Here is a 24,756-nt window from a genome sequence, read left to right on the forward strand (position 1 = left end):
GCAGAGCCCGCGGGCGCGGACCTGATCGCGGTGGATGCCGTGGTCGTAGCCGCGCTCGGCGAACGACGAGTCCGGTCTGCAACGAGGGTGTCTCGACGCGCCGCCGCGGACAGGCGGGCAGCCGCCGATCCCTCGGGGTAGCTACGCCGCCGCGGCTGACTGCACCTCAGGCTCGAAAGCATCCAGCCTCGCCCCCCGCGCGCTCGCGTACTTGTCGCGGTCCAGGATCTTCTCCCGCGCCGAGACCAGCACCGGAATCACCGCCTGGCCCGCCACGTTCGTCGCCGTCCTCATCATGTCCAGGATCGGGTCGATCGCCAGGAGGAGGCCGACGCCCGCGAGGGGAAGGCCCAGCGTGGAGAGGGTCAGGGTGAGCATGACCGTGGCGCCCGTGAGGCCCGCGGTGGCGGCGGAGCCGATGACGGAGACGAAGACGATCAACAGGTATTCGCGCAGGCCCAGTTCGATGCCGTAGAACTCGCCGATGAAGATGGCCGCGATCGCCGGGTAGACCGAGGCGCAGCCGTCCATCTTCGTCGTCGAGCCGAAGGGCACCGCGAAGGACGCGTACTCGCGGGGGACGCCGAGCCGTTCGGTCACCTTCTGCGTGAGGGGCATGGTGCCCACGGACGAGCGGGAGACGAAGGCCAGCTGGATCGCCGGCCACGCGCCACGGAAGAACTGCAGCGGGTTGACCTTCGCGACGGTGGCCAGCAGCAGCGGATACACACCGAAGAGGACGAGGGCGCAGCCGATGTAGATGTCGGCGGTGAACGTGGCGTACTTGCCGATGAGATCCCAGCCGTAGTCCTTGATCGCCGTGCCGATGAGGCCGACGGTGCCGATCGGCGCGAGCCGGATGATCCACCACAGCGCCTTCTGCAACAGGGCCAGCACGGCCTCGCCCACCGACAGCAGCGGTGCGGCCTTCTCTCCGAGCTTGAGCGCGGCGACGCCCACCACGGCGGCCATGAAGACGATCTGCAGCACCTGAAGTTCGGTGAACGGCGTGATGATGTCGGTCGGGATGATCCCGGTGAGGAAGTCCAGCCACGAACCCGACTCCTCGGGCTTCCCGGCGTCGTCGGTCGAGAGGCCCGTGCCCGCACCGGGGTTCGTGAGCAGGCCGATGAGGAGGCCGATGGCCACGGCGATCAGCGACGTGGCCATGAACCACAGCAGGGTCCGCGTGGCGAGCCGCGCGGCGTTGTGCACGTTGCGCAGGTTCGTGATCGAGACCATGATCGCGAAGAAGACGAGCGGAGCGACCGCCAGCTTCAGCAGCTGGACGAATATCTCGCCGGTCTTCGTGAGTGCCGTTGCCAGCCAGCTGATGTCGCCGCTGCGCGCGACCCAGCCGAGCAGCACGCCCAGGAGGAGCCCCAACAGGATCTGGGCCCAGAACGGGACTCCGGGTATCCGTCCGCGCGACGACGAGGATGGGGACGGAGGCCCAGCGGAATCACGGGCCGAGGTGCCTGAGGTGATTTCCGACGAGCCGGGGGTTTCTGAGGACGAGGGCACGGTCGACTCCCGCTGGAAAGTGGGTCTTCGGGTCCCCGGAAAGAACTCCACCGGGGCGTTACGAGCACCCACAACGCCGCGCGGTGGAGGCGCCATTCCCAGCGGCTGTTAAGAGCGTGTGACGAGCCTCGTACGAGGCGAGGCCCGGTGCGCCGGGCGCCGGCGATCGCGCCGTTACGCGACGCCGTCCTCCTGGCTCTGGTTCGCCGAGAGCCGTTCCTTGGCCCGGTCCACGCCGCTGACGAGCTGCTCCGACATGGCGTCGCGCTGCTTGCGCAGCAGTACGAAGCTGAGCGGGGCCGAGACCACGAGCGCGAGCAGCACGACCCACAGCGGGTTGGACCTGCCGATGCCCTCGGGGATGATCCCGGTGTACGCGAGAACGGCGACGACGAGGAGGCAGCCGGCGAAGACGCCGGCCCGCATGGCGGTGTAGCGGAGCGTTGCGTGCGACTTGCTGCTCACGAGGGTCTTCTCCGGACTTCTCGGGTGACACGTGCGCCGTTCCTTCTCCGGCGCCGGGGGCTCGGTGCGGCTGCTGCCTGGCACCGGGCGGCCCCATCCAGTCAAACACAGCGCCGGAGACGATCACTCCGGCCCCTTCCCCCGACCGCCGCTCCCCTCGGCGGTGGCCGCCGAACGTCCGGGCTCTATGCGAGGTCCATCCAGAGCGTGACGTCGTCGCGAAAGTCATCGTCCGCGACCTTGATCGCGTCCGGCAGGCGCCCGACCTCGCGGTATCCGCAGGCCTCGTAGAACCGCTCCAGGCCGAGACCGCCGCGGCAGGTCAGGCGCAGGGCGGTGATGTCGTCCATTCCCCTGGCCGTCTTCTCGATCGCGGACATCAGGTCCCGCCCGTGACCCCTGCCCTGGAGTGAGGGACGCACCATCACGGTGTAGACGGAGCACCAGTGGCGCTTGAGCCGGTGCGCGTTGAGGAGCAGGAACGCGCCGGCGGCGACCGAGCCCTGCTCGTCGCGGCCGACCAGCATCCGTGCCCGGCCGGCATCGACGGAGACGAGGTGGGCCATGAGGTCCTGGCGTATCGCCTCCGGTGTCACCGGTGGCACGAAGCCGACGGCACCTCCGGCGTTGGTCACGTCGGCCCACAACGTGCACAGTTCGTCTCGCAGTTGAGCGTTGACGGGCGGGTCGAGTTCGAACGTGAGCGGCATGGGACCGACCATATCCGAGTATTCGACGGGGATTTTCCGTGACCCATTCGGTCTCATGCGCACCTCCGAGTGTCCGCTAGTCAGTGAAAAGGTAAAGATGACCGGCGCGCCGCCAGAATTTGGATGATCGCCTTTGTAAAGGTCTCTCTGTTTCGTGACGGGAGGCGGAGGCATCCATGGTGGACAAGAGAAAGTCAGCGGTGCGCGGGCTGTGGTGCGTGGTGTTCTGCGCGGCCGCGACGGTGTCGCTGTCGCCCCCGGCGACATCCCAGTCGGCACCCGAACCGCGTCAGGCGCTCAAGGAGCGCTATCACGCGACGTTCCACGGCGGAATCGCGACTGCCGCGAACGCGTCGATCACATGCCGCAAACCGGTGGGCAACGCTGCTCCCTGCAACTCGGTGCAGAACGGCGGTCCGGGCCGGAACAGCGAATACGACATGTTCTACTCCGACGTCGACGGTGACCCGAACACGTACAACTCAACGCGGGCGTCCCTGCGCATGCCCGAGAACTCCCGGGTCAGGTACGCGCGCCTGTACTGGGGCGGCAATCTCCGCGTCGGAGAGATCAAGCCCGCCAAGGACAACGGCCGGGTGCTGATGGCCGAGCCCCGCGGTTCGTACCGCGCGCTCAAGGCCGACACGGTCAGCAAGCACAGCCGCACGGGCGGGCCGGACGCCTACCAGGCCTCCGCCAACGTGACGAACCTGGTGAGGAACAGCGGCCCCGGCACCTACACGGTGGCGCAGCTCAACGTCGCCAAGGGCCACTCCAAGGCCGGTGCCTGGGGCGGCTGGACGCTCGTGGTGGCGTACGAGCACGACAAGTCGCCGGTCCGGCACCTGAGCGTGTGGGACGGATTCGCCGCGTCGGACAGCCGCTCCGACGGCGTGCCCATCGCGACGCGCCCGACGAGTTTCGCCCCGGGCGCCAAGGGGGCGGTGGGTGTCGTCGGTTACGACGGCGACCGCGGTTCCACCGGAGACTCCGTCCTCCTTTCCGCCAACAAGCGCAAGGGCACGCCGCTCTCCAATTCGGCGAACCCGAAGGCCGACGCGTTCAACTCGACGATCACCAACAGCGGGCGCCAGGTACCGGGACGCGTTCCCGCCCACCGCAACACGCTCGGATACGACTCCGACCGGTTCGACGCGCGGGAGGCTCTGCGCCCCGGCGGGAACAGCCTCCTCTTCCGGTTCACACCCGGCAAGGACGACTACCTGCTCGGCGCTCTCTACACGCAGGTCGACGCCCGCCGCTGAAATCCGCGATTCCCCCATTCCGCGAAGAATTCCGTCCGGTAGTGACGTTGAGGAGACGTTCGGGTGCTTTCCCAGCGCAGAGAACGAAGAGACCGGCTCACGGTCCTTCATCTGGCACAACCGGTCGAAGGCGGGGTGGCCAGGGTCGTGACCGACCTGGTCGGGGCCCAGACGAAGGAAGGCGTACGCGTCGTCGTGGGCTGCCCGGAGGGCGGAAGCCTCTCCCGGCAGGCCGCGGCGGCGGGTGCGGAAGTGGAAGTGTGGGCGGCCGAGCGAGAGCTCGGCCCCCACGTCGCCGCCGAGACCCGGCGGGCGTACCGGCTGATCCGGCGCGTGGACCCCGACGTGGTGCACGTCCACAGCGCGAAGGCCGGACTGGCAGCCCGGCTGGCCCTGCGCGGCAGGGTCCCCACCGTGTACCAGCCGCACGCATGGTCGTTCGAAGCCGTCGGAGGACTCACGGCACGGCTCGCCCGCGCCTGGGAGCGCTGCGCCGCGCGCTGGACGGACCGCGTCCTGTGCGTCAGCGAGGCCGAACGCCGTACCGGAGAGCGGGCCGGAGTGACGGCGCGCTGGGCAGTCGTGCACAACGGCGTGCCCGAGACCGAGACCGAGGGACGGGACGAGGCGCGTGCCGCGTCGCCCCTGCTGAGCGAGGTGCCGGCGCAGGCGCCGCTCGTGGTCTGCGTGGGCCGCCTGTGCCGCCAGAAGGGGCAGCGGATCCTGCTGGAAGCGTGGGCGACTGTCGCCGAGCGCGTGCCGGGTGCCTGGCTCGTACTTGTCGGCGACGGCCCGGACCGCCGTGAGCTGACGGCGGCCGCCCCGGACCGGGTGCTGTTCGCCGGCGCCAGCGACGAGGTCGACCGCTGGTACGCGGCGGCCGATCTGGTCGTGCTGCCCTCCCGCTGGGAGGGCATGGCGCTCACTCCGCTCGAGGCGATGGCCTGCGGGCGCCCCGTCGTCGTCACCGATGTGGGAGGCGCCCGGGAGTGCCTGCCCCCCGGCCAGCAGGAGCAGTGCCTGGTACCGCCGGGCGACGCACAGGCACTGGCCGACGCGGTCACACGCCTGCTGGGCGAGCCGGAGCTGCGGGACTTCATGGGTGAGGCCGCACGCAAGCACGTACGGGCGGACTTCGACGTGCGCCGGACCGCGGAATCCGTGCTGCGCCTGTACCGGGAACTGCTCGACGTACCGGCCCCCAGGGGCAGTTGGCGGGCGGGACAATGACGACGGACGGCACGGACGAGAGATCCAGCAACGCGCGCGTCGCGACCCGTCCGGATTCTGTGGCGGGACCGGACGGGGGCGTCGTGGTGCGGCCCCCGCAGCAGGCGGGCGACCGGACCGTACCCCCGCCCGTCGGCAGCCTGCGCAAGCGGCGGAACCTCCTGCGGCTTCGGCACCGTGGCGCTGCGGCGCTGGCCGTCGCAGACGCGGCCGCCTCCGTTTCCGTCGTCGCGGCCGTCGGCGGGGCCGACGCGGACAGCCTGCTGCTCGGGCCCGTCGTCTTCGGCGCGCTCGCCCTCAACGCGCAGGCGGGCCTGTACCGGCCGGGGCTGCGGGCGTACGCGCTCGACGAGCTTCCCGCGCTGGCCGCCCGTGCGGCGCTGGCCTGGTGCGTGGCCGCAGCGCTCCTCGCGTCCTTCGACCGTCCGGCGGCACTGAACTGGGGCGTCCTGCTCGCCGCCGTCGCCGCGAACGCCGCCCTGGCGGGTATGGCACGCGCCCTGGTGCACTGCTTCCGGCGGATCAAGGCACGGCGCCGGCCGCGTCCGGCGCTGATCGTCGGCAGCGGGCGGCTCGCCCGTACGGTCGCGGGCGTCTTCACCGAGCACCCTCGCTACGGGCTGCAGCCCGTCGGGTTCGTCGACCTCGTCGGCGAAGCGGAGGGCGAGGACGGCGACGAGGCCGGCGAGGACGACGGCGCGCCGCTGCCCGTGGTCATGGTGCTGGAGGACGTGACGAGAGCCGTCATCCAGAACACCGTCCGGGACGTTGTGTTCCTGCGCTCGCCCTGGGAGGAGACGCAGAACGCGCTGCTGGCAAGGGCGTTGGGCGAACGTGGAGTGGCCGGCTGGCTGGTTCGGCCCGGCTGCGCGGTCGGCGTGCACGGCACCCACGACACGGGCCCCTCCCACGTGTGGGGGTTCTCGTGCAGGCGTCTGTCCCTTGAGTGCCCCGGTTCCGGATGGAGCTGGCGCAAGCGGCTGCTCGACCTGGCGCTCGTCGTACCGGCGCTGGTCGTGGCCACCCCGCTGCTGGCCGCCTGCGCGCTGGCCGTACGGATCTCGGACGGGCCGGGGGTCATCTTCCGGCAGGAGCGCGTGGGGCTCGGAGGCGGTCCGTTCACACTGCTGAAGTTCCGCACGCTGCGGCCCGAGAACGAGACGGAGTCGGCGACGCTGTGGAGCGTCGCGGGCGACGACCGGATGAGCACCGTCGGGCGGATGCTGCGCCGCACCTCCCTGGACGAGCTGCCGCAGCTGTGGAATGTGCTGCGCGGAGACATGAGCCTCGTCGGGCCGCGACCCGAACGCCCCTACTTCGTGGAGCAGTTCAGCAAGGACCTCCCGGGCTATGCCGAGCGGCACCGTTCGCCCGTCGGCATCACCGGCCTCGCCCAGGTCTACGGGCTGCGCGGCAACACGTCCATCGAGGACCGGGCGCGCTTCGACAACCACTACATCGAGACGTGGTCGCTGTGGCAGGACGTGCGGATCATGTTCCGCACGGTGACCTCGTTCTTCCGCCTCGAAGGCCGGTGATCGGGGTGACGGTCGCACTACCGGAGAGCCGGCGTCCACCCGGCGACGGCGGCCGGAATCTGCCGGGACATGACCGGGATGCGAGCGGACGCAGGTACGGCACGAACGGGCCGGCGGCCGGGCCGGAAGGTCCGGAAGGTCCGGACGGCGAGCGGGATACGCGGCGCGGGCCGCCCGTGACGAGCCCGGCGTTCTGGCGCCGATGGGCCCCGATGGTGCCCGCAGTGGCCACCGTTCTCATCCTGTGCGTGCCGGTGCAGACCGGCGACGTGACCACTTCGGGCAAGATCACTGCCGCAGACGCGGCCTCCCTGGTGCTGGTGGTGTGGTGCCTGGTGAGGCTGCTGCGCGGACGCGGCGGTCGGCTTACACCCACGGCGGCTTCGGTGCTCGGGGCACCGGCTGTCGCCTTTGCGGTGGCGACCGCCGCGTCCGCCGATCCGATGGCGAGCCTCCCGGGCTTCGTCCGGTATCTGCAGATCTTCGTGCTGGTCCCGGGTGCGCTGCTGCTCCTGCTGCGCGGCACCCGCGACTTCCGGCTGCTGTCCTGGGCGTTGATCCTGCTGGCCCTGGTGCAGGGAGCCGTCGGCGTCGTACAGAACCTGACCCGGACCGGCGCCTCGTACATGGGCCAGGACGTGCGCGCCGTGGGCACGTTCGGGCCGCTGGACGTCATGGGGATGTCCACGGTGGTCTCGCTGGGGCTGGTGACCGCCTTCGCGCTCGGCCTCGCGGACCGGCGCGCCATTTCACGGCGGCAGCGCGTCACCGCGATGTGGTGCGCCGCGGCGCTGGTTCCTCCGCTCGGCCTCTCCTACAGCCGCGGCGCGTGGATCGCCACGGCGGTCGCGTGCGTCGTGGTACTGCTGCTGGCGGGCGTGCGCAGAGCGGCGCTCATCCTCCTCGCGCTGGCCGCCGCGTCGGTGGTGCTGGTGGGGGGCTTCGGGGTCGGATCGTCCATGGTCCAGGAGCGGCTGACGAGCATCACCGACATCAGCGCGGCCCCTGACCGGTCCGTCACCGACCGCTACAGCCTCTGGTCGGCCGCCACCGCGATGTGGCAGGACGACCCCGCAACCGGCGTCGGCTTGAAGAACTTTCCCGCGCACCGCGACGGGCACGCCTCGTTGGGGCTCTCCTCGGGCAGCGACACCGCCGGGGCAGGCATGCAGTTCCAGAAGGAACCGCTGCTCTCCCCGCACAACATGTATCTGCTCGTCCTCAGCGAGCAGGGCCTGATCGGGGCCGTGGCTGTCGTCGGCAGCGGAGGCGTGCTGCTCGTGTGCGGTCTGCGGCGCCTGCACGCCGCCCGCCGGGCGCACTTCGGCGGCGGTCCCGCGGACGCCCCCGGCGCCGCCGACTGCGGGCTGGCGGCCGTCGGACTGCTGGTCTGGCAGGGCGTCGACTTCCTCTACGCCGACATCGGCGGCCCGTCGACCGTGCTGACCGCGGTCCTCCTCGGAACGGTCGCCTGGTGGGCCCTGGCCCCCTCCCCCGCGGCCGCCGCTCCCCTCCCGAACTCCCCCGCGACGAGCGCCGACGACAAGGCAGAGGCATCCGCCCGATGACGGAAACGCACGCCTCCCGCACCACCACTCAGGACGCGGCGACGCTCACGGGCACCGGCGCCGGGAGCGACGGCAACGGCAGGGCAGGCGACGCAGGCCCTCCGCCACTGGGCAGGTTCCTCGCCCGCGCCGCCGTGATCACCGCTGCCCTCACGGCGGCCGGCGCGTTCTTCGGCCTGCTCCGGGACCAGGCGATCGCCAGCCTCTTCGGCGCCGACGCCGACACCGACGCCTTCCTCGTCGCATGGACCGTCCCTGAACTGGCCGCGACGCTGCTCATCGAGGACGCGATGGCGCTGATCCTCGTCCCCGCCTTCAGCCTCGCCCTCTCCCGGCGGGCGGCGGCCCGTTCGGGCGCCGCGGACGGCGGCGCCCTGCTCGACGCGGAAGCAGCTGACGGACTCGACCCGGTGCTGGGTGTCGTGAGGCGGACCCTGCCGCGGCTGCTGCTGGGGCTCACCGCGACCGCCGCGCTCATGCTGCTCGCCGCTCCGCTGCTGGTGCGAGTGCTGGCACCGGGTCTGCCGGACGCCCGTACGGCCGTCGACTGCATGCGTCTGACGTCCCTGACCGTGGTGACCTTCGGGCTGGCCGGCTACTTCAGCGCCGCGCTGCGCGCCCACCGGCGCTTCGTCGCACCCGCGGCGATCTACGTCGCGTACAACGCGGCGATCATCGCGGTCATGTTCGCCGGGCACACCCTGTGGGGCGTGCGGGCTGCGGCCGTGGGGGTCGCGGTGGGCGGCGGCCTGATGGTGCTGGTCCAACTGCCCTCGTTCATCAAGCAGTTGCCGTCGCGAGAGAAGCGCAGGACGGCAGCCGGGCTCCGCAAGGCCGTGACTGCCACGGATGCCCCCGCGACTGCGACGGCGTCCGCGAAGGTCCCGGGGGGCCCGGGGGGCCCGGCCACGACGTCCGGCAGCCCCGTGCCGTCCGACGGCACCGGCCCCGTCGCCGCCCCTCCCGTGCCGGACTCTCCGGAGGCGACCGCTCCCCCGGCCACTGCCGCAGCAGGGCATTCCGCGTACACCGGCCGCATCGCGCTGCTCGGCCTCGGCGTGCTGGCTCCCGTCGTGTGCTTCGCCATCAGCCGCCAGGCGCAGGTGCTCTTCGAGCGCTATCTGGCCTCGCCCCTGCCCGCGGGCGCCATCTCGCACCTCAACTACGCGCAGAAGGTCGCGCAGATGCCGATGGTGCTCTCGCTCATGGTGTGCACCGTCACCTTCCCCGTCGTGGCACGCGCCATGGCGGAGGGCGACAAGCAGCGGGCGCGCCTGCGCGTGGAGCGCGACCTGGCGCTGGTCGGGATCGTCGTGCTGCTGGGTGCCGCCTACGTCATCGCCTGCGCGCCGCAGCTCATCCAACTCCTTTTCCAACGGGGCGCGTTCGACGCCCGCGACACCGCCGACACGGCGTCCGTGATGCGGGTCTACAGCTTCGGGCTGCTCGGTCACAGCCTGGTGGGCGCCCTGGTGCGTCCGTTCTTCTCCGGTACGCGGCCCACCTGGTATCCGGCCGCGGCGATGGCCGTGGGACTCCTCGTCACCGTCGTCGCGGGGGCGGTCGCCGTGCGCCCGTGGGGAGTTCACGGCATCGCCGCCGCCAACGCCACCGGGATCCTCACCACCGCGCTGCTCCTGCTGCACGGCCTCGGTGCCCGCGTGGTCGCCATCGATGTACGCCGGGTCGCCGCCGGGCTGGTCCGGTTGCTGCTGGCGGCGGCCGTAGCCGCAGCCGCGGGCTGGGGTGCGGCCCGGCTCGTCGCCGATCCGCTGGCGGGTGCCGCGGCCGGCGGCGTGACCGTCCTCGTCGTCTTCGCAGCCGTGGCCCGCCTCGTCAGGGCCCCGGAGGTGCCTCAGCTGTTCGCCACCGTCAAACGAAGGTTCGCTCATGTCCGCTGAGTTCCGTGCCCGCGTCCCCGCTCTGCCGCTGCCATCGCCCCAGCGACGGGTGCCCGTACCGGCGTCCACACGCGAGGCGGTGACCGCCCCCGCAACCGCTCGCACAGGCATGCGGCGGCAGAGGCCGCCTTGGGTGCTGATGTACCACTCGGTCTCCAGCTGCACGGACGACCCGTACCGGATCACCGTCTCTCCGTACCGCCTCGACCGGCAGTTGCGCTGGCTGCGCGGACGCGGGCTCTCCGGCGTCAGCGTGGGTGAGCTGATGCGGGCGCGCGCCGCCGGACGCGCCGCCGGACTGGTCGGGCTGACCTTCGACGACGGCTACACCGACTTCGTCGACGGCGCGCTGCCGCTGCTGCGCAGGCACGGATGCACGGCCACCGTCTTCGTACTGCCCGGGCGGCTCGGCGGCGAGAACGCCTGGGACGAACTCGGCCCCCGCAAGCCCCTCCTGGACGCCCAGGGCATCCGCACCGCTGCCGCCGAGGGCATGGAGATCGGCTCGCACGGCATGATGCACACCGATCTGACCACGGCCGACGACACCACGGTCGAGCGGGAGACGAAGCAGAGCCGCGAGATGCTCGCGGACATCACCGGCACCGATCCGGAGGGTTTCTGCTACCCGTACGGGACGGTCGATCCCAGGGCCATCAAGGCGGTGCGCAACGCCGGTTACGGCTACGCCTGCGCGATCGACCCCGGAGCGCTCACGTGCATGCATGCCCTGCCGAGGGTGCACATCGACGCCTCCGACACCTCCGTACGGCTGTTCCTGAAGCGGACGCTGAACCCGCTCCGCCGCAAGGCGCTGCCCCCGGAGCCGCAGGTGCCGAGTGACGCCGGTGCGGAGGCCGGAGAGGACGAGGGAGCGGTCGGCAGCGGAAGAACCGGCGGCGGCCGATGAAGGTCGCACACATCATCACCGGGCTCGGCGTGGGCGGCGCCGAGCAGCAACTGCGGCTGATGCTGCGCCATCTGCCCGTCCGCTGCGACGTGTTCACGCTCACCGCACCGGGCGCCGTGGCCGAGGGCATCCTCGCCGACGGCCACCGCGTCACCCACCTGGGCATGACCGGCAACCTCGACGCGACGGTCATGCCGCTGCTGGTCCACATGCTCCGTGAGGGCCACTACGACCTCGTCCACACACACCTCTACCGGGCCTGTCTGTACGGCCGCCTCGCGGCACGGGTCGCCGGTGTGCGTGCCGTCGTCGCCACGGAGCACTCACTCGGCGAGGACACGATCGAGGGGAGGCGGCTCGGGCCCGGCATCCGCGCGCTGTATCTGGCCTCCGAACGGCTGGGCTGCGCCACCATCGCCGTCTCCGACACCGTCGCGCAGCGCCTGCGGCGGTGGGGGGTGCCGGCTTCCCGGCTGCACACCGTGCCCAACGGCATCGACGCCCACCGCTTCCGCTTCGACCCCCTGGCCCGCGCCACCACACGCGGGCGGCTCGGCATCCCCCAGGACGCCTTCGTCGTGGGCGGGGTGGGGAGGCTGGTGCCGGGCAAGCACTTCGAGACGCTCGTACGGGCCGTGTCCGTACTGCCCGACGCGCGGCTGGTGCTCGTGGGCGACGGCCCCGAACGCGAGACGCTCCACGGCATCGCCACGGCGCTCGGCGCGCTCGACCGTATCCACATGCTCGGCGAGTGCGACGGGACGGTCGCCTCGGCCGGCGTCGGTGCGTGGGAGATCCCGGACCTCCTCGCCGCTATGGACGTGTTCGTCTCGCCCTCGTCCGAGGAGTCCTTCGGGCTCGCGGTTCTCGAAGCCCTGGCGGCGGGACTGCCGGCACTGCACGTGACGTGCCCGGCCATCGACGACCTGCCGCCGGAGGAGGCACCCGGCGCCCGCCGCATCGGCACCGGCGTGCCGGAACTCACCGCGCTCCTCTGCGAGTACCAGAACGCGGGGCCCGTACGGCTGCCCGTACCGCCCGTCGTGGAGCGCTACGACATCGCCCGCAGCGCGGAGCGGCTGATGGCCGTTTATCGCGCCGCGACGGGCGCACCGCAACTGCCCGCAACGGCGCCGGCCGCGGCGACTCCCGTACCGGCACCGACATCCCTACCCCTGACAACGAGGTGAGTCCTGCCATGCCCAAAGCCGTACAGGGATCGGCCAACAACCCCACCGCGGACGGCTCGGCGCGCACGACGCAGTCCCGGCACGACGACCGCTCGTCGAACTCCGGCACCGGCGACGGTGCGAAGGCCGCGGGCCGCGAGAGCGCGGAGAGCACCCCGGAGAAGAGCCCGGCCGGCACGTCGGGGAGCGAAGCGGCGAAGGCCGACGCGGCCGACGCCCGGCCCGGCACCACGACGGACCCGAAGACGGACTCCGGGGCCGGCACCAACGCCGACACCAAGTCCCGCTCCAAGCCCGGCCCCAAGTCCGGCACCACGACGGACGGCAAGAAGGACGTCGGGCGGGAAGACAGGAGCGACGCCGACTCCGGCGGTAAGCCGGACGCGAAGGCGCAGCCGGTCACCGAGCCGAAGAACGGCACGAAGGCCGAGACCGGTACCAAGGTCGAGGCCGGCACCAAGACCGGGGCGGGCACGAAGACCGAGACCGGCACGAAGGCCGAGACCGTGACCGAGCCGGAGGCGGGGCCGAAGACGCAGTCCGGCGCCAAGAGCGGGACCGGCGCGGACGGCACCGCCAAGGACGCCAAGGCGGGACGAGACGGAAAGCGCAGGTTCCGGGGCGGGAAGCCGGCGGCCTCGGCGCCGCCGATGAGCGGCAGAAGCAAGGCCTCCGCTCTGACCAGGACGACTCCCCTTCGGCGCAACGCCGTTGCCGGGGGCGGCTCCTCCGCGCGGGCGGGCGTGAACCCGCCCGTCCCTGAGCCCTCGGTGCCTTCGGGGCCGCGGCTGTCCGTCCGTCTCAGGGCGTGGCTGCGCCGCGCGCCTCGATGGTGGCCGCTGCCCCTCTGCCTCGTACTGGGTGCCGGTGCCGGCGCCACGTACTCGGAGATCACACCCCCGCAGTACGCCGCCATCAGCTACGTCGTCGTCTCGCCGTCCGGCCCGGCGGAGGCGGGGGGCGCGCTGGGCTACGCGCAGGCGTTCGGCAAGATCGCCACGGATCCCGCGATCCTCGCCGACGCCGAGAAACGGGCGGGCCTGAGGCGGGGCACGATCCGGCAGGGCATCCAGGCCACCACCTCACCCGACGCCCCGATGGTGCAGATCACCGCGACCTCCTCCAGCGCCTCGCAGGCGGCGAAGAACGCCGACGCCGTCGCGAAGGCGCTCACGCACACGGCCAAGGCGTCGGTGAAGCGGACCGGCGCCCGCCTGACCCTCCTCTCCCAGGCCGTGGCACCGGCGACGCCCGTCTCACCGTCCCGGGAGGTCACGGTCGCCGTGGGTGCGTGCGCGGGCGGGCTGCTCGGCGGGCTGGCACTGCTCGCCCGCCCGCAGTTCCGTCGCCGCCCCGAGTACACGGACAGCCCCGTGGCAGCCGGCGGCGGCCGTGTGCCCGAGGAGACCACCGGCTCCGGTCCCACGCCGGAGGCCACGAGCGCCAACTCCCTGACGGAGGCGGGACGATGACCACTGCCAGTGTCTGCCGCGACCCGTCGGAATTCACCGCCCTCGCCCGGGAGTGGGACGAACTGCGCGGGCGCAGCCAGGGCTCCACACCGTTCCAGTCCCACACCTGGCTGAACTCCTGGTGGCAGTCGTACGGCGGGACGGGGTGGCTCCGGGTCGTGCTCGTACGCGACAGGGGCCGGCTCGTCGCCGCAGCACCGATGATGCTCACGCACCGGCCCCTGCCGACGCTGGTCGCACTCGGCGGCGGCATCACCGACTTCTGCGACGTGCTGCTGGACGGCGAGTTCCCGGACGCGGCCACGTCTCTCGCGAGGGCGATGCACCTGGCCGCACGCGGAGCGGTCGTCGACCTGCGCGAGGTGCGCCACGGTGCCGCGGCGGAGCAGCTGTACGACGCCTGGCCCGGTCCGCGCCGGAAGCTGAAGGACTCCGTGTGCCTCGAACTGCCCGGGGTCCCCATGGAGAAGCTGCTGGAACGGCTGCCCGTCGGCAGCGCGAAGCGCACCCGCCAGAAGCTACGCAAGATCGACAAGATGGGGATCAAGGAGCACGACGTGCTGCCTTCGGAGGCGGCCGGTGCCGTCCGCACCCTCCTGAAGCTGCACGCGATGCAGTGGGAGGGCCGCGGGGTGACACCCGAGCATCTGCGGCCGCGCTTCCGCGCCCACCTGGAGAGCACGGTCGAGCGCATGACGGAGAGCGGCGACGCGACCATCACCGAATACCGCGTCGACGACGAGGTCGTGGCCTCGGACATCACCTTCACCAGCCGGGACATGGTCTGCGGCTACCTCTACGGCGCACACCCGAAGCTGCGCTCCCAGCGCGTCGACATCACCACGATGCTGCTGCGGCACGCCGCCGCGCACGCGGCATCCACAGGGGCCGACACCCTCAATCTGCTGCGCGGCGCGGAGCCGCACAAGCTGAGGTGGCAGGCCGAATCCGTCGCCAGTCAGCGACTTGTGATGGCCCGCAGGGAGATGGCGCCCGCGATGGGAGTGCATCTCGCGCAGGCCAAGGGGCGCGAGCTGGCGGCCGCGGCCGTGCGGCGAGCCAGGAACGCCGGCTGGACGGAGCGGTTCCGTCCGGGCGGTGCCGGGCGGCCAGGGGCGGACGCGGCCGCGGAGCCGGAGAAGCAACGGTCGTGAACGTCGCGTCGGGCTCCTCCGTCTCGGGGGCGGAGGAGCCCGACGCGCCTTCCGGGCGGCGGCCGTCAGTCGTAGAACCCCGCCCGGGAGATCCACGAATTCCGCGGCACCTTGTCGAACCGCAGGCAGTACTTGCCGACGGCGAAGCAGTCCTCGTACCACGGGATCCGCGCCCCCGATCCCGTCGGCACGGGGACCGCCGTGCGTGAGGGCGAAGGCATCGGTGCGGGCGAGGGCGCCGTGGTCGCTCCGGCGCCGGGTGACGGCGCGGGCGTGCTGCCGGACCGGCCGAAGAGCACTGCACGGTAGGTCTCGGCGGAATCGGGATTGTGGGGGCACTGCCACACGCCGTGCGGGCAGTAGTCGGTGAGGGTCTGGTACAGCGGCTTGTGGCGGGCGAACCAGTCGAGCATCCGGCGCACGTACTCCGGGTTGTCGCCGTTGCGGAACAGACCCCACTCCGGGTACGAGATGGCCTTGCCGTGCTTCCTGGCGAAGTCGACCTGGGCCTGGAGACCGTACGGCTCGCTCACCTGCTCGTCGAAGGAGAGGCCCTCCGGCTGGTCGTAGGCGTCCATGCCGATGATGTCGACGACGTCGTCGCCCGGGTAGCACTCCGTCCACGGGTAGGCGTCGCGGCCGCGGCTCGGCGCGAAGTCGAAGCGGAACTTCTGTCCGGGCACCGAGCGCATGGATGTGACGATCCGCCGCCAGTACTTCTTCCACGCATCGGCGTCGGGTCCGCAACGGTGCGAGTATGTCGTGCCGTTCATCTCCCAGCCGAGCACGATCACGGTGTCCGGCGCCTTCAGCTGGACCAGGCGTTCGGAGAGGGTCCGGAAGTGGCTGTCGAAGCGGCCGTCCGCACCGGCACGCAGCAGCCCGCGCACCTCGCGGTCCGACAGGCCTTCCTCGTTGCGTTCCAGCATCGGCACGTTGAGCACGAACATCCGGTCCTGCTGGGCCCGCCGCCACTTCGTCCACGGTTCGAGGAAGCCGGGCCGGCCCTCGATGTTGGACCATCGGTCGCCCGGAAGGTACGTGTGACCCACCTTCAGCTCCGTACCGCCGAGCCAGCGTTGCAGCTGCGGGATGTGCTGTACGCCCTCCGGATCGGCACGGAGGAACGCGCCGAGCGGGGCGAGCGGAGCCTGGGCGGACTGGACGCTGGTCAGGGAGGCGGGCCGGGCGGACGAGCCGGCGCCCGTCGGTTCGGAGCTGGGGCCCGAAGTCGGTACGACATCGCTCGACGTGACGCTCCGGATGAACGATTCCGTCTCGAAATCGGGCAGATTCATCGGCAGGACCGTACAGGAAGCGAGAAGCCCGCCGGCGATGACGAGGCCGCAGACCTCCTTGTATCCGCGGCGTTTGGGGCTCCGCATCCGTTCTCCTGTCCTCCGGTGACCTCAGTGGTCACAAAACACGCATTTCAGACCTAACCGTTCGGCACGGCTCGGTGCGGTCTGATAGGCCAATGGGGATATTTTCTCCCTGTTCGCACTATTCATGACGCAAGGACAGATCAATGCCGTTCGACACGGAAGTCCCCGCCCTCCTGCTCCGGCTCGACCCCAATCCGTTCCACCACGGAACACTCGGAGCCATCAGGTCCCTCGGGCGCACGGGGATCGAGGTCCACCTGGCGGAGGCGGCGCCGGGCCCCGTGGACCGCTCCCGGTTCGTCCACCGGGTGCATTCGCTGCCCCCGGGCGGCACTTCGGACACCGAACTCGAACGGGCACTCTCGCGCATCGCGGACGCCATCGGCAGGCCCGCGGTGCTCATCGCGCTGGACGACCGTGGCGCGATCGGCGTCGCCTCGCTCAGCGGGCGCCTGCGGGACCGCGGCTTCCTGCTCCCGGACGTCGCCCCGGACCTGCCCGCCCGGGTCGCCGACAAGGCCGAACTCGCCCGACTCTGCTCGGACCTGGGCATCGCGCACCCGGTCACCGTGGCACCGGACAGCGCCGCCGAGGCGGCACGCGAGGCGACGCTGCTGGGACCCCCGGTGATCGCCAAGTGGAGCAGGCCGTGGCTGCTGCCCAAGGGGATGCGCAGCACCACGCTCGTACGGACCCCCACCGAGGCATGCGAGTTGTACGAGCGCAGCGCTCACGCCGGCAGCCGGCTCCTGCTGCAGCAACGGCTGGCCGGGGGCCGCGGAAGGGACTGGTTCTTCCACGGTTACGCGGACGGCGACCGGGGCTTCCTCGTCGGCGGCGCGGGACGCAAGGAGCGCTCATGGCCCCCGCGCACGGGCCTGACGGCGGTCGGCACCTGGATCGCGAACCGTGAGGTCGAGGAGGAGGCCGCACGGCTCGCGGCGCGGGTCGGATACCGCGGCATCCTCGACCTCGACTTCCGGCTCGACCCCGTGACGGGCAGCTACAACCTGCTCGACTTCAACCCGAGGCCCGGCGCGCAGTTCCGGCTCTTCACCGATGACGGCGGGCTCGACGTCGTACGCGCACAGCATCTGCATCTGACGGGGCGTGAGGTTCCCGCCCCGTCCGGCGGGCAGGGGCGGGTCTTCGTCGCCGAGAACTACGCCCTGCTGTCGGCCCTGGTCACGGCGGCTTCGCTCGGCCCGGGACGGCGGGAGGAGCCGCATGAGTGGGCGGAGCGAGGTGACCGGGGTGAACGGAGGGGTCACCGCGGTCGCCGGCAGCAGGGACCCGAAGCAGGGGGCGGCTCCCGCGCCGTGGAGCGCGCCTGGTTCGCGGCCGACGATCCGCGTCCGTTCTTCGCCATGGCCGCGGCCTGGTTCGCCCGAGGCGCTCTCAAGGTCTGGCAGCGCGTCAGATCCGTCCGGGCGGCGCTTCCGGCGTCGGCTCCGGGCCTGCCGTCAGCAAGGCATTTCCGCTCCACCCGTGATGAGCGATCAGTGAAAGATCAGAGAGAAGGAAACGCATGTACGACCTCGTAGTGGTGGGCGCTGGTCCCTACGGCCTCTCCATCGCCTCGCACGCAGCGGCCGCCGGACTCAACCTGCGCGTCCTGGGCCGTCCCATGGCCTCGTGGCGGGACCACATGCCCAAGGGCATGTTCCTCAAGTCCGAGCCCTGGTCCTCGAACCTCTCCGACCCGGCCGGTACGCACACGCTCGCCGCGTACTGCGCCGCCCGCGGCATCACGGTGGAGCACGGAAAGCCCCTGCCGATCGGCACGTTCACCGACTACGGGCAGTGGTTCGGCAACAAGGCGGCGCCGGCGGCGGAGGAGCAGACGGCGACGTCGATCATTCCGTGCGCCCGCGGGTTCCGCGTCGAGACAGCCGAGGGGGACGTGCTGGTGACCCGCACCGTCGCAGTCGCCGTCGGTGTCATGCCGTTCGTGCACAAGCCGGGCCCGCTGCGGAAACTGCCGCCGGGGCTCGTCTCGCACAGCAGCCACCACCGCGATCTGAGCCGTTTCAGCAACAAGGACGTGACCGTGGTCGGCGCCGGGCAGGCGGCGCTGGAGACCGCGGCGCTGCTCGCCGAGGCGGGCGCACACGTGAGGGTCGTGGCCCGTACCGACCGCATCAACTGGAACTCGCAGCCCCAGCCGCTTCAGCGCTCGCTGCTCAAGTCGCTCCGCGACCCGCACTGCGGACTCGGCACCGGCTGGCCGAGCTGGGTCTTCTCCGAGATGCCGTGGGCGGTACGGAAGCTGCCGGGGGCACTGCGGCAGCACATCGCGCGCACTGCGCTCGGCCCTGCCGGAGCCTGGTGGCTGCGCGACCGCTTCGAGTTCGCCGTGCCGGTGCTGCTGGGCAGTCGTCTCAGCTCGGCGGAGCAGGTGCGCGACCAGGTGCGTCTGCGCCTGGAGTCCGACGACGGCGCCGTGCGCACCGTCGAGACGGACCATGTCGTGGCGGCGACGGGCTTCTCTCCGCGGCTGGCCCGGCTGGCGATGCTGGACGAGTCCGTACGCAGCATCCTGCACCGCGTCGGCACCAGCGACGCACCCGAGCTGAACGCACGGTTCGAGTCCTCGCACCCGGGGCTGTTCTTCGCGGGGCTGCTGGCGACACCGTCCTTCGGCCCGTCCATGCGCTTCGTGTACGGGGCGACATTCGCCGCGCACCGCGTGGTGCAGGGCGTGCAGCGACGGCTGGCCGAGCCACGGCTGGCGACCGTGCCGCACGCCGCCCGCTCCCGTGCGATCGAACAGCCCGGCAGGAACGGGCAGTTGACGGGTTACGCCCAGGGCCAGGCACCCGGGCAGGGCCGGCGCCGCACGCAGGGAGGGCGAGGACCGACGGCCGTGCGCCGCTGAGCCGGGCGCGCCCGGGGGCGCCCCGCCCGGAACCCTGAGGCAGGAGATCGGGGTATCCCGGGCCGGCGCGCCCCGGGGCGGACGCATCAGGAGGAGCCGAGCGCGGCGGCGGCCACACGCAGATCGGAGACGAGGCCGTTCCGCACGTCCTCGCGGTCCTCGGGGTCGGTGCGCAGCACCGCGGACGGATGGATCGTCGCGACGATGCGCCTCTCCTCTCCGTACACCTCCCGCTCCATCAGGAGACCGCGCTCCTTGGTCACACGGAACGAGGAGCCGAACAGCGCCTTGCCGGCCGTCGCGCCGAGCACCACGAGCACTTCCGGCCGGACGAGGTCCACCTCGGCGGCCAGCCACGGGCCGCAGGCCGTCATCTCCCGCAGCGTCGGGGCCTTGTGGATGCGCCGCTTCCCGCGCCCGCCCGAGGGGTACTCCCACTTGAAGTGCTTGACCGCGTTGGTGACGTAGGACTGCGCGGGGTCGATGCCCGCCTCCTCGAGCGCGTCGTCGAGGATCCGGCCCGCGGGTCCGACGAACGGTTCGCCGCGCCGGTCCTCCTGGTCGCCGGGCTGTTCGCCGAGGAGGAGCACACGGGCGGGCGCACTTCCCTTCCCGAAGACCGTCTGTGTCGCGTCACGGTGCAGAGGGCAGCCGCGGCAGTCCGCGGCCGCCCTGCGAAGTGCGTCGAGACCCGCCTTGCCGCTCCTGCTCCCGGAGGGGAGGAAGGGCTCGGCGGTGTAGTCGTCCTCGGGACCGCCGGACGCGGCCCTGTTCCGGTCTGGGGGCATGCGCGCGCGGGTACCCGCGGCGGACGCCCCCAGACGGGGTCGAAGGTGTGGACCCCGGACTCGGTCGGGGGACTCAGATGCGCATGGGCTGGGGCGACTCGCGGCGCTCCGGGTCCGGCCCGTCGTACTCGCGGATGACCTCGTAGCGGGTGTTGCGCTCGACGGGCTGGAAGCCGGCGTCGCGGATCAGGTCGAGCAGGTCCTCACGCGTCAGCTTGTCGGGCGTCCCGTAGTTGTCCGCGTCGTGCGTGATCTTGTACTCGACCACGGATCCGTCCATGTCGTCGGCGCCGTGCTGGAGCGCCAGCTGAGCGGTCTGGACGCCGTGCATGACCCAGAAGACCTTCACGTGCGGCACGTTGTCGAACAGCAGGCGGGAGACCGCGAAGGTCTTCAGCGCCTCAGCGCCCGAGGCCATCGTGGTGCGCGCCTGGAGCCGGTTGCGGACCTTGCCGTCCTGCATGTCGACGAAGTCGTGCTGGTAGCGCAGCGGGATGAAGACCTGGAATCCGCCCGTCTCGTCCTGCAGTTCACGCAGCCGCAGCACGTGGTCGACGCGGTGGCGGCGCTCCTCGATGTGCCCGTAGAGCATCGTGCAGGGAGTCTTGAGGCCCTTCTGGTGCGCCAGGCGGTGGATGCGCGACCAGTCCTCCCAGTGGGTGTCGTGGTCGACGATGTGCTGGCGGACCTCCCAGTCGAAGATCTCGGCGCCGCCGCCCGTCAGCGACTCCAGGCCCGACTCGATGAGGATGTCGAGGATCTCGCTCGCGTCCATGCCGGAGATCGTCTCGAAGTGCTGGATCTCGGTGGCTGTGAACGCCTTCAGCGAGACGTCGTCGGGCAGCGCCTCCTTGAGGGCGCTGAGCGAACGCGGGTAGTAGCGCCAAGGCAGCGTCGGGTGGAGGCCGTTGACGATGTGGAGCTCGGTGAGGTTCTCCCCCTCCATCGCCTTGGCGAGCTTCACCGCCTCCTCGATGCGCATCGTGTACGCGTCCTTCTCCCCCGGCTTGCGCTGGAAGGAGCAGTACGCGCAGGAGGCGGTGCACACGTTCGTCATGTTGAGGTGGCGGTTGATGTTGAAGTGAACGACGTTGCCGTTCTTCCTCGTTCGCACCTCGTGGGCGAGACCTCCGAGCCAGGCGAGGTCGTCGCAGTCGTACAGGGCGATGCCGTCCTCACGCGTCAGCCGTACACCTGCGCGGACCTTCTCCTCCAGCTCGCGCTTGAGCCCAGAGTCCATGCGTCGCCCTCCTAGGATTTCTGCTTCGAGCGCCTTTTTGAGCCTACTCCCCGTGCCCGGGGGCCGCGGGACCGGCCGGTCCCGGCTCCCCGAACGGCCTTGCGGGGCCCGGGGATCAGGTCTCGTTCGGCAGGTCGGTGACCCGGTTCTCCCACTTCGTCGAGAGCACCACTGTCGTACGCGTTCGGGAGACACCCTTGGTGCCGGACAGGCGGCGGATGAGGCTCTCCAGCGCGTCCACGTCCGAGGCGCGGGCCTTGAGCATGAAGGAGTCGTCCCCGGCGATGAACCAGCAGTCCTCGACCTCGCTCAGCTCGCGCAGCCGCGCCGCCACGTCCTCGTGGTCGGTGGCGTCGGTGAGCTGGATGCCGATGAGGGCCGTGACGCCCAGGCCGAGCGAGGGCGCGTCGACCGTCGCCCGGTAGCCGGTGATGACACCCGCGGTCTCGAGACGGTTGATGCGGTCGGTGACGCTGGGGCCGGAGAGACCGACGAGCCGGCCCAGCTCGGCGTAGGAGGCCCTGCCGTTCTCACGCAGCGCCTGAATGAGCTGCCTGTCCACCGCGTCCATGGGTCCTGGTGCCTCCGTTGCCGAATGCTTGGGGGCTCCCCGCCGGCGGCAGGGGAACCGTGGGCTCCGCGAAATCTCCGGTAACGAATCTAAGGCATGGGGACTGCTCGCCCTCAGACACCTCTCCTCTAGTCGCCCCGGGGCCCTTCCGTCACCCGCGGACCCGTCCCCCGAGGCCGCGCGTAGGCTCGGTCGCGTGACTTCCACGACCGGAACCAGCACGCCTCGTACGCCGTGGATCGTCGGTGTCTCCGGCGCTTCCGGCACGCCGTACGCGGCCGCCGTGCTGCGTGCCCTGCTGCACGCCGGGGAGTCCGTGGACCTCGTGGTGAGCCGGGCGGCGCGGCTGACGATCCTCGACGAGACCGGGCATCCGTTCCGCGACGCGCACGCCCAGGAGGATCTGCGGCGCTGGCTCTCCTTCGGCGCCGACGGCACACCGGACGCGTTCGACCCGGACGTCTCGGCCGTGCGGCACTGGCCCGCCGGTGACCTCGCGGCGGGGCCCTCGTCCGGCTCGTATCCGGCGCGGGGGATGCTCATCGTGCCGGCGAGCACCGCGTGCGTGGCCGGTGTCGCGCTCGGGCTGTCGAAGGACCTGCTCCAGCGGGCCGCCTCCGTGACGCTCAAGGAGCGTCGGCCGCTCGTCGTCGCCGTGCGGGAGACGCCGCTGCACGGGCAGACGCTCCGGCACCTCGTCTCGCTGGACGACGCGGGCGCGGTGGTGCTGCCCGCGTCGCCCGCCTTCTACGCGGGCGGCAGTACCGCGCAGCACCTCGTCGACTTCGTCGCGGGCCGCGCGCTCGACGCGGCGGGTGTGCCGCACAAGCTCTACCGGCGCTGGGAGGGCGAGTTGGGAGGCCGCGCCTCCGGAGCGTAGGTCCGGCCCACGACTGGCGTCGCATGCCGGTTTTGGTATTGGCTCGGGGGATGCAGTTCTTCCGTCCGCCGTACGGGCAGCTCCGTCCCACCACTGCGCACCGCGTCGCCGCCGTCGCGACCTGTGCGCTGCTGCTCGCCACCTCCGTGTCGGCGTGCACTTCGGCCCAGCGCCTCACGACCGGCATGAAGGTGCGCAACTCCGTCGTGAAGCTCGGCGACCAGCCCGCCGCGACCGTCATCGTGTCCGTGGACGGATCACCCCGCGAGGCCCGCGAGTTCCTCACCGCACGGGCCGGCGGGAAGCACCGCGCCTCGAAGCAGGCCGCGCACATGCTGGCTCACGCCGAGTTGACCGTATCGGCGGGTACGGACGACGAGGAGGAGAAGACTCCGCTGAAGGAGATGCCCCAGTCCGACGCCGCGAACGTGGCGGCGGCGCTGAACTTCGGCGGCAAGGACGTCGCGGCGGTCAAGTCCGTCGAGGACAAGCTGTATCTGCGGGCCAGCCTGCGGGCCCTGGTCAAGCACACCGTCGGCTCGAAGGACGCGCGCGAGACGGCGTCGGAGATCGTCGCTCTCGCGGACGACCTCCCGCCCACGATGGCGGCGGCCGAGGACGCGCTCAACGGCGAGTGGGTGCGCGCGGACGCCGAGGCATTCGACGACTTCGCGCGGGTGGCCGTGACGCTCGCGGAACGGGAGCGGGACAAGCAGATCCAGGAGGACAAGAAGAAGGAGAAGGAGAGGAAGAAGGGCAAGGACGAGAAGGGCGACAAGGGCAAGAAGGACAAAAGGGAAGAAAAGGACCACGGCAGCGAGAGCGACGATGCGAGGCGCAGCCGCGAGATCCGGGACGCGGTCACCATCGGCTCCGCGCTCGACGGTCAGTCCCAGCGCGAATTCATCAGCGGCGTGCAGGATCTGCTGCGCAAGCACGCCGAATTCGAAGCCAAGGGCGAGCGGAGGGGCGCGGAGCACGTACGCATGACGCTGCCCGGGCGCGCGGCGGCGAAGGATCTCGTCGCCGCCCTTCGGCCCCTGGGCGCCGAGATCGACCCCGCACGCGTACCCGAGGGCGACATCGCGGGAGACCTGTCGATCCGGCGCGGGCAGCTCACCTCGCTCACCCTCGATCTGGGCCAGTTCACACGGGGCGACGCACACCTGCCTCTGCGCCTGGAGTTCAGCAGTGGCGACGCCGTCGCCGTGACCGCTCCCGGCGGCACCAAGGAGCTCGAGCCGCAGGACCTGATGGCGACCTGGATGTATGGCGCTCTGGGCACGGAGAAGTTCTGAGGCCATCCTGGAGTTCCTGGACTGCCCGATCCTGGACCTGGAACTCCGCGAGCCCACTGCCACGTTCTCAAGGTCACAGGCATCGGCTCCGCGACTGTCTCTCAGGGGGAGACTCGATGGCGTACGGATCAGGCTCCGGCATAAACAGCACGAACAGTGACAGATCGCCGCGGCAGGGCGCCAAGCCCGCCGCGAAGCTGATCCTGCTCTGGACGGGGCTGCTGTGGCTCCTCGAAGCCGTCGACCAGGCGACGGGCAACGCTCTGGACACCTTCGGCATCGTCCCCCGCAGGCAGGGCGAGCTGGTCGACGTGATCCCCGCGGCCTTCATGCACTTCGGCTTCGGCCACCTCATCGCGAACACGGTGCCGCTGCTCGTGCTCGGCTTTCTCGCGGCGCTGCGCGGAACCGGGCGCTTCCTGGCCGTCGCCTTCACGATCATCGTGGTGAGCGGGGTCGGCGTGTGGCTCGTCGCGCCCGACGGCAGCAACACGGCGGGTGCCTCCGGCCTGATCTTCGGGCTCTTCGGCTATCTGCTCGTGCGCGGCTTCGTGGACAGGCGGATCACGGACGTCGCGCTCGGCGGTGTCGTCGCCGTGTTCTACGGCTCGATCCTGTGGGGCGTGCTGCCGACGGAGGCCGGGATCTCGTGGCAGGGCCACCTCTTCGGCCTGGTCGGCGGCATCGTGGCAGCCTTCATGACCTCGACGGCCCGTGCGGCGGGAGGCGGCAAGCCGGCCTGGCACTGACCTGGGCCGTCTCGTTGCCGGCGCAGCACCGCCCGGCCGT

21 protein-coding genes are annotated in these 24,756 nt (G+C 71.5%); 14 read left to right on the plus strand and 7 right to left on the minus strand.

Features of this window, described 5'->3' with window-relative positions:
* Positions 1-141: 141 nt before the first annotated feature.
* The 3 genes from G4Z16_RS12910 to G4Z16_RS12920 form a co-directional block, all read right to left on the minus strand.
* Positions 142-1,488, minus strand: a complete 1,347-nt coding sequence (locus G4Z16_RS12910) for a dicarboxylate/amino acid:cation symporter (RefSeq protein ID WP_197354461.1) — start codon at positions 1,486-1,488, stop codon at positions 142-144.
* A 210-nt stretch (positions 1,489-1,698) separates the two neighbouring features.
* Positions 1,699-1,989, minus strand: a complete 291-nt coding sequence (locus G4Z16_RS12915; RefSeq protein ID WP_246530824.1) for a DUF4229 domain-containing protein — start codon at positions 1,987-1,989, stop codon at positions 1,699-1,701.
* A gap of 185 nt (positions 1,990-2,174) precedes the next feature.
* Positions 2,175-2,699, minus strand: coding sequence for a GNAT family N-acetyltransferase (locus G4Z16_RS12920; protein WP_197350921.1), 525 nt, complete (start codon positions 2,697-2,699; stop codon positions 2,175-2,177).
* 176 nt (positions 2,700-2,875) lie between these two features.
* Between G4Z16_RS12920 and G4Z16_RS12925 the strand changes: the two genes are divergently transcribed.
* The 9 genes from G4Z16_RS12925 to G4Z16_RS12965 all read left to right on the plus strand — a co-directional run bounded on the left by G4Z16_RS12925 (position 2,876) and on the right by G4Z16_RS12965 (position 14,927).
* Positions 2,876-3,964 (plus strand): DUF3344 domain-containing protein, encoded by a 1,089-nt coding sequence (locus tag G4Z16_RS12925; RefSeq protein ID WP_197350922.1) that lies wholly within the window; start codon positions 2,876-2,878, stop codon positions 3,962-3,964.
* A gap of 63 nt (positions 3,965-4,027) precedes the next feature.
* On the plus strand, positions 4,028-5,194 hold the full coding sequence (locus G4Z16_RS12930; protein WP_425508071.1) for a glycosyltransferase: 1,167 nt from the start codon (positions 4,028-4,030) through the stop codon (positions 5,192-5,194).
* Entirely contained in the window at positions 5,191-6,732 is a 1,542-nt protein-coding gene (locus tag G4Z16_RS12935) for a sugar transferase (protein WP_197350924.1), read from the plus strand. The genes G4Z16_RS12930 and G4Z16_RS12935 overlap by 4 nt, the downstream gene beginning before the upstream one ends.
* Positions 6,733-6,944: 212 nt before the next feature.
* On the plus strand, positions 6,945-8,300 hold the full coding sequence (locus G4Z16_RS12940) for an O-antigen ligase family protein (RefSeq protein ID WP_197350925.1): 1,356 nt from the start codon (positions 6,945-6,947) through the stop codon (positions 8,298-8,300).
* Positions 8,297-10,201: a lipid II flippase MurJ gene (locus G4Z16_RS12945; RefSeq protein ID WP_197350926.1), complete on the plus strand. Its 1,905-nt coding sequence runs from the start codon at positions 8,297-8,299 to the stop codon at positions 10,199-10,201. The genes G4Z16_RS12940 and G4Z16_RS12945 overlap by 4 nt, the downstream gene beginning before the upstream one ends.
* Before the next feature lie 109 nt (positions 10,202-10,310).
* Complete coding sequence (locus G4Z16_RS12950) at positions 10,311-11,111, plus strand: polysaccharide deacetylase family protein (RefSeq protein ID WP_246531282.1); 801 nt, start codon at positions 10,311-10,313, stop codon at positions 11,109-11,111.
* Complete coding sequence (locus G4Z16_RS12955) at positions 11,108-12,301, plus strand: glycosyltransferase (protein WP_197350927.1); 1,194 nt, start codon at positions 11,108-11,110, stop codon at positions 12,299-12,301. Before G4Z16_RS12950 ends, G4Z16_RS12955 begins: the two co-directional genes overlap by 4 nt.
* 8 nt (positions 12,302-12,309) lie before the next feature.
* A complete protein-coding gene (locus G4Z16_RS12960; protein ID WP_197350928.1) occupies positions 12,310-13,773 on the plus strand; it encodes a hypothetical protein in 1,464 nt (487 codons plus the stop codon).
* A complete protein-coding gene (locus G4Z16_RS12965; RefSeq protein WP_197350929.1) occupies positions 13,770-14,927 on the plus strand; it encodes a GNAT family N-acetyltransferase in 1,158 nt (385 codons plus the stop codon). Before G4Z16_RS12960 ends, G4Z16_RS12965 begins: the two co-directional genes overlap by 4 nt.
* Positions 14,928-14,992: 65 nt before the next feature.
* Here G4Z16_RS12965 and G4Z16_RS12970 read toward each other — a convergent pair whose 3' ends face one another.
* On the minus strand, positions 14,993-16,312 hold the full coding sequence (locus G4Z16_RS12970) for a glycoside hydrolase family 26 protein (RefSeq protein WP_197350930.1): 1,320 nt from the start codon (positions 16,310-16,312) through the stop codon (positions 14,993-14,995).
* 143 nt (positions 16,313-16,455) lie between these two features.
* Between G4Z16_RS12970 and G4Z16_RS12975 the strand changes: the two genes are divergently transcribed.
* Positions 16,456-17,856, plus strand: a complete 1,401-nt coding sequence (locus tag G4Z16_RS12975) for a carboxylate--amine ligase (RefSeq protein WP_197350931.1) — start codon at positions 16,456-16,458, stop codon at positions 17,854-17,856.
* The gene (locus G4Z16_RS12980; protein ID WP_197350932.1) at positions 17,841-19,190 is read left to right on the plus strand and encodes an NAD(P)-binding domain-containing protein; all 1,350 of its coding nucleotides are present in this window, start codon (positions 17,841-17,843) and stop codon (positions 19,188-19,190) included. The genes G4Z16_RS12975 and G4Z16_RS12980 overlap by 16 nt, the downstream gene beginning before the upstream one ends.
* 86 nt (positions 19,191-19,276) lie before the next feature.
* Here the strand turns inward: G4Z16_RS12980 and G4Z16_RS12985 are convergent, their stop codons facing one another.
* From G4Z16_RS12985 to G4Z16_RS12995, 3 genes are all read right to left on the minus strand, one after another.
* Positions 19,277-19,978 (minus strand): UdgX family uracil-DNA binding protein, encoded by a 702-nt coding sequence (locus tag G4Z16_RS12985; protein ID WP_197350933.1) that lies wholly within the window; start codon positions 19,976-19,978, stop codon positions 19,277-19,279.
* 73 nt (positions 19,979-20,051) lie between these two features.
* On the minus strand, positions 20,052-21,218 hold the full coding sequence (gene mqnE / locus G4Z16_RS12990; RefSeq protein WP_197350934.1) for an aminofutalosine synthase MqnE: 1,167 nt from the start codon (positions 21,216-21,218) through the stop codon (positions 20,052-20,054).
* A 115-nt stretch (positions 21,219-21,333) separates the two neighbouring features.
* Positions 21,334-21,789, minus strand: a complete 456-nt coding sequence (locus G4Z16_RS12995) for an Lrp/AsnC family transcriptional regulator (RefSeq protein ID WP_197350935.1) — start codon at positions 21,787-21,789, stop codon at positions 21,334-21,336.
* Positions 21,790-21,985: 196 nt separating this feature from the next.
* Between G4Z16_RS12995 and G4Z16_RS13000 the strand changes: the two genes are divergently transcribed.
* The 3 genes from G4Z16_RS13000 (at position 21,986) to G4Z16_RS13010 (ending at position 24,716) form a co-directional block, all read left to right on the plus strand.
* Complete coding sequence (locus G4Z16_RS13000; protein ID WP_197350936.1) at positions 21,986-22,669, plus strand: UbiX family flavin prenyltransferase; 684 nt, start codon at positions 21,986-21,988, stop codon at positions 22,667-22,669.
* Between the two features lie 50 nt (positions 22,670-22,719).
* Complete coding sequence (locus tag G4Z16_RS13005; RefSeq protein WP_197350937.1) at positions 22,720-23,967, plus strand: hypothetical protein; 1,248 nt, start codon at positions 22,720-22,722, stop codon at positions 23,965-23,967.
* A 116-nt stretch (positions 23,968-24,083) separates the two neighbouring features.
* A complete protein-coding gene (locus G4Z16_RS13010) occupies positions 24,084-24,716 on the plus strand; it encodes a rhomboid family intramembrane serine protease (protein ID WP_197350938.1) in 633 nt (210 codons plus the stop codon).
* The last annotated feature ends 40 nt before the right edge of the window (positions 24,717-24,756 follow it).

It is taken from the genome of Streptomyces bathyalis (genome assembly GCF_015910445.1).
Classification (GTDB): domain Bacteria; phylum Actinomycetota; class Actinomycetes; order Streptomycetales; family Streptomycetaceae; genus Streptomyces; species Streptomyces bathyalis.

Bases quoted from the DNA above. Each gene is read 5' to 3' on its own strand.
- G4Z16_RS12920 (WP_197350921.1), bottom strand. From the start codon at position 2,699: ATGCCGCTCACGTTCGAACTCGACCCGCCCGTCAACGCTCAACTGCGA.
- G4Z16_RS12925 (WP_197350922.1), top strand. From the start codon at position 2,876: ATGGTGGACAAGAGAAAGTCAGCGGTGCGCGGGCTGTGGTGCGTGGTG.
- G4Z16_RS12935 (WP_197350924.1), top strand. From the start codon at position 5,191: ATGACGACGGACGGCACGGACGAGAGATCCAGCAACGCGCGCGTCGCG.
- G4Z16_RS12940 (WP_197350925.1), top strand. From the start codon at position 6,945: ATGGTGCCCGCAGTGGCCACCGTTCTCATCCTGTGCGTGCCGGTGCAG.
- G4Z16_RS12945 (WP_197350926.1), top strand. From the start codon at position 8,297: ATGACGGAAACGCACGCCTCCCGCACCACCACTCAGGACGCGGCGACG.
- G4Z16_RS12950 (WP_246531282.1), top strand. From the start codon at position 10,311: ATGCGGCGGCAGAGGCCGCCTTGGGTGCTGATGTACCACTCGGTCTCC.
- G4Z16_RS12955 (WP_197350927.1), top strand. From the start codon at position 11,108: ATGAAGGTCGCACACATCATCACCGGGCTCGGCGTGGGCGGCGCCGAG.
- G4Z16_RS12960 (WP_197350928.1), top strand. From the start codon at position 12,310: ATGCCCAAAGCCGTACAGGGATCGGCCAACAACCCCACCGCGGACGGC.
- G4Z16_RS12965 (WP_197350929.1), top strand. From the start codon at position 13,770: ATGACCACTGCCAGTGTCTGCCGCGACCCGTCGGAATTCACCGCCCTC.
- G4Z16_RS12970 (WP_197350930.1), bottom strand. From the start codon at position 16,312: ATGCGGAGCCCCAAACGCCGCGGATACAAGGAGGTCTGCGGCCTCGTC.
- G4Z16_RS12975 (WP_197350931.1), top strand. From the start codon at position 16,456: ATGCCGTTCGACACGGAAGTCCCCGCCCTCCTGCTCCGGCTCGACCCC.
- G4Z16_RS12980 (WP_197350932.1), top strand. From the start codon at position 17,841: ATGTACGACCTCGTAGTGGTGGGCGCTGGTCCCTACGGCCTCTCCATC.
- G4Z16_RS12985 (WP_197350933.1), bottom strand. From the start codon at position 19,978: ATGCCCCCAGACCGGAACAGGGCCGCGTCCGGCGGTCCCGAGGACGAC.
- mqnE (WP_197350934.1), bottom strand. From the start codon at position 21,218: ATGGACTCTGGGCTCAAGCGCGAGCTGGAGGAGAAGGTCCGCGCAGGT.
- G4Z16_RS12995 (WP_197350935.1), bottom strand. From the start codon at position 21,789: ATGGACGCGGTGGACAGGCAGCTCATTCAGGCGCTGCGTGAGAACGGC.
- G4Z16_RS13005 (WP_197350937.1), top strand. From the start codon at position 22,720: ATGCAGTTCTTCCGTCCGCCGTACGGGCAGCTCCGTCCCACCACTGCG.
- G4Z16_RS13010 (WP_197350938.1), top strand. From the start codon at position 24,084: ATGGCGTACGGATCAGGCTCCGGCATAAACAGCACGAACAGTGACAGA.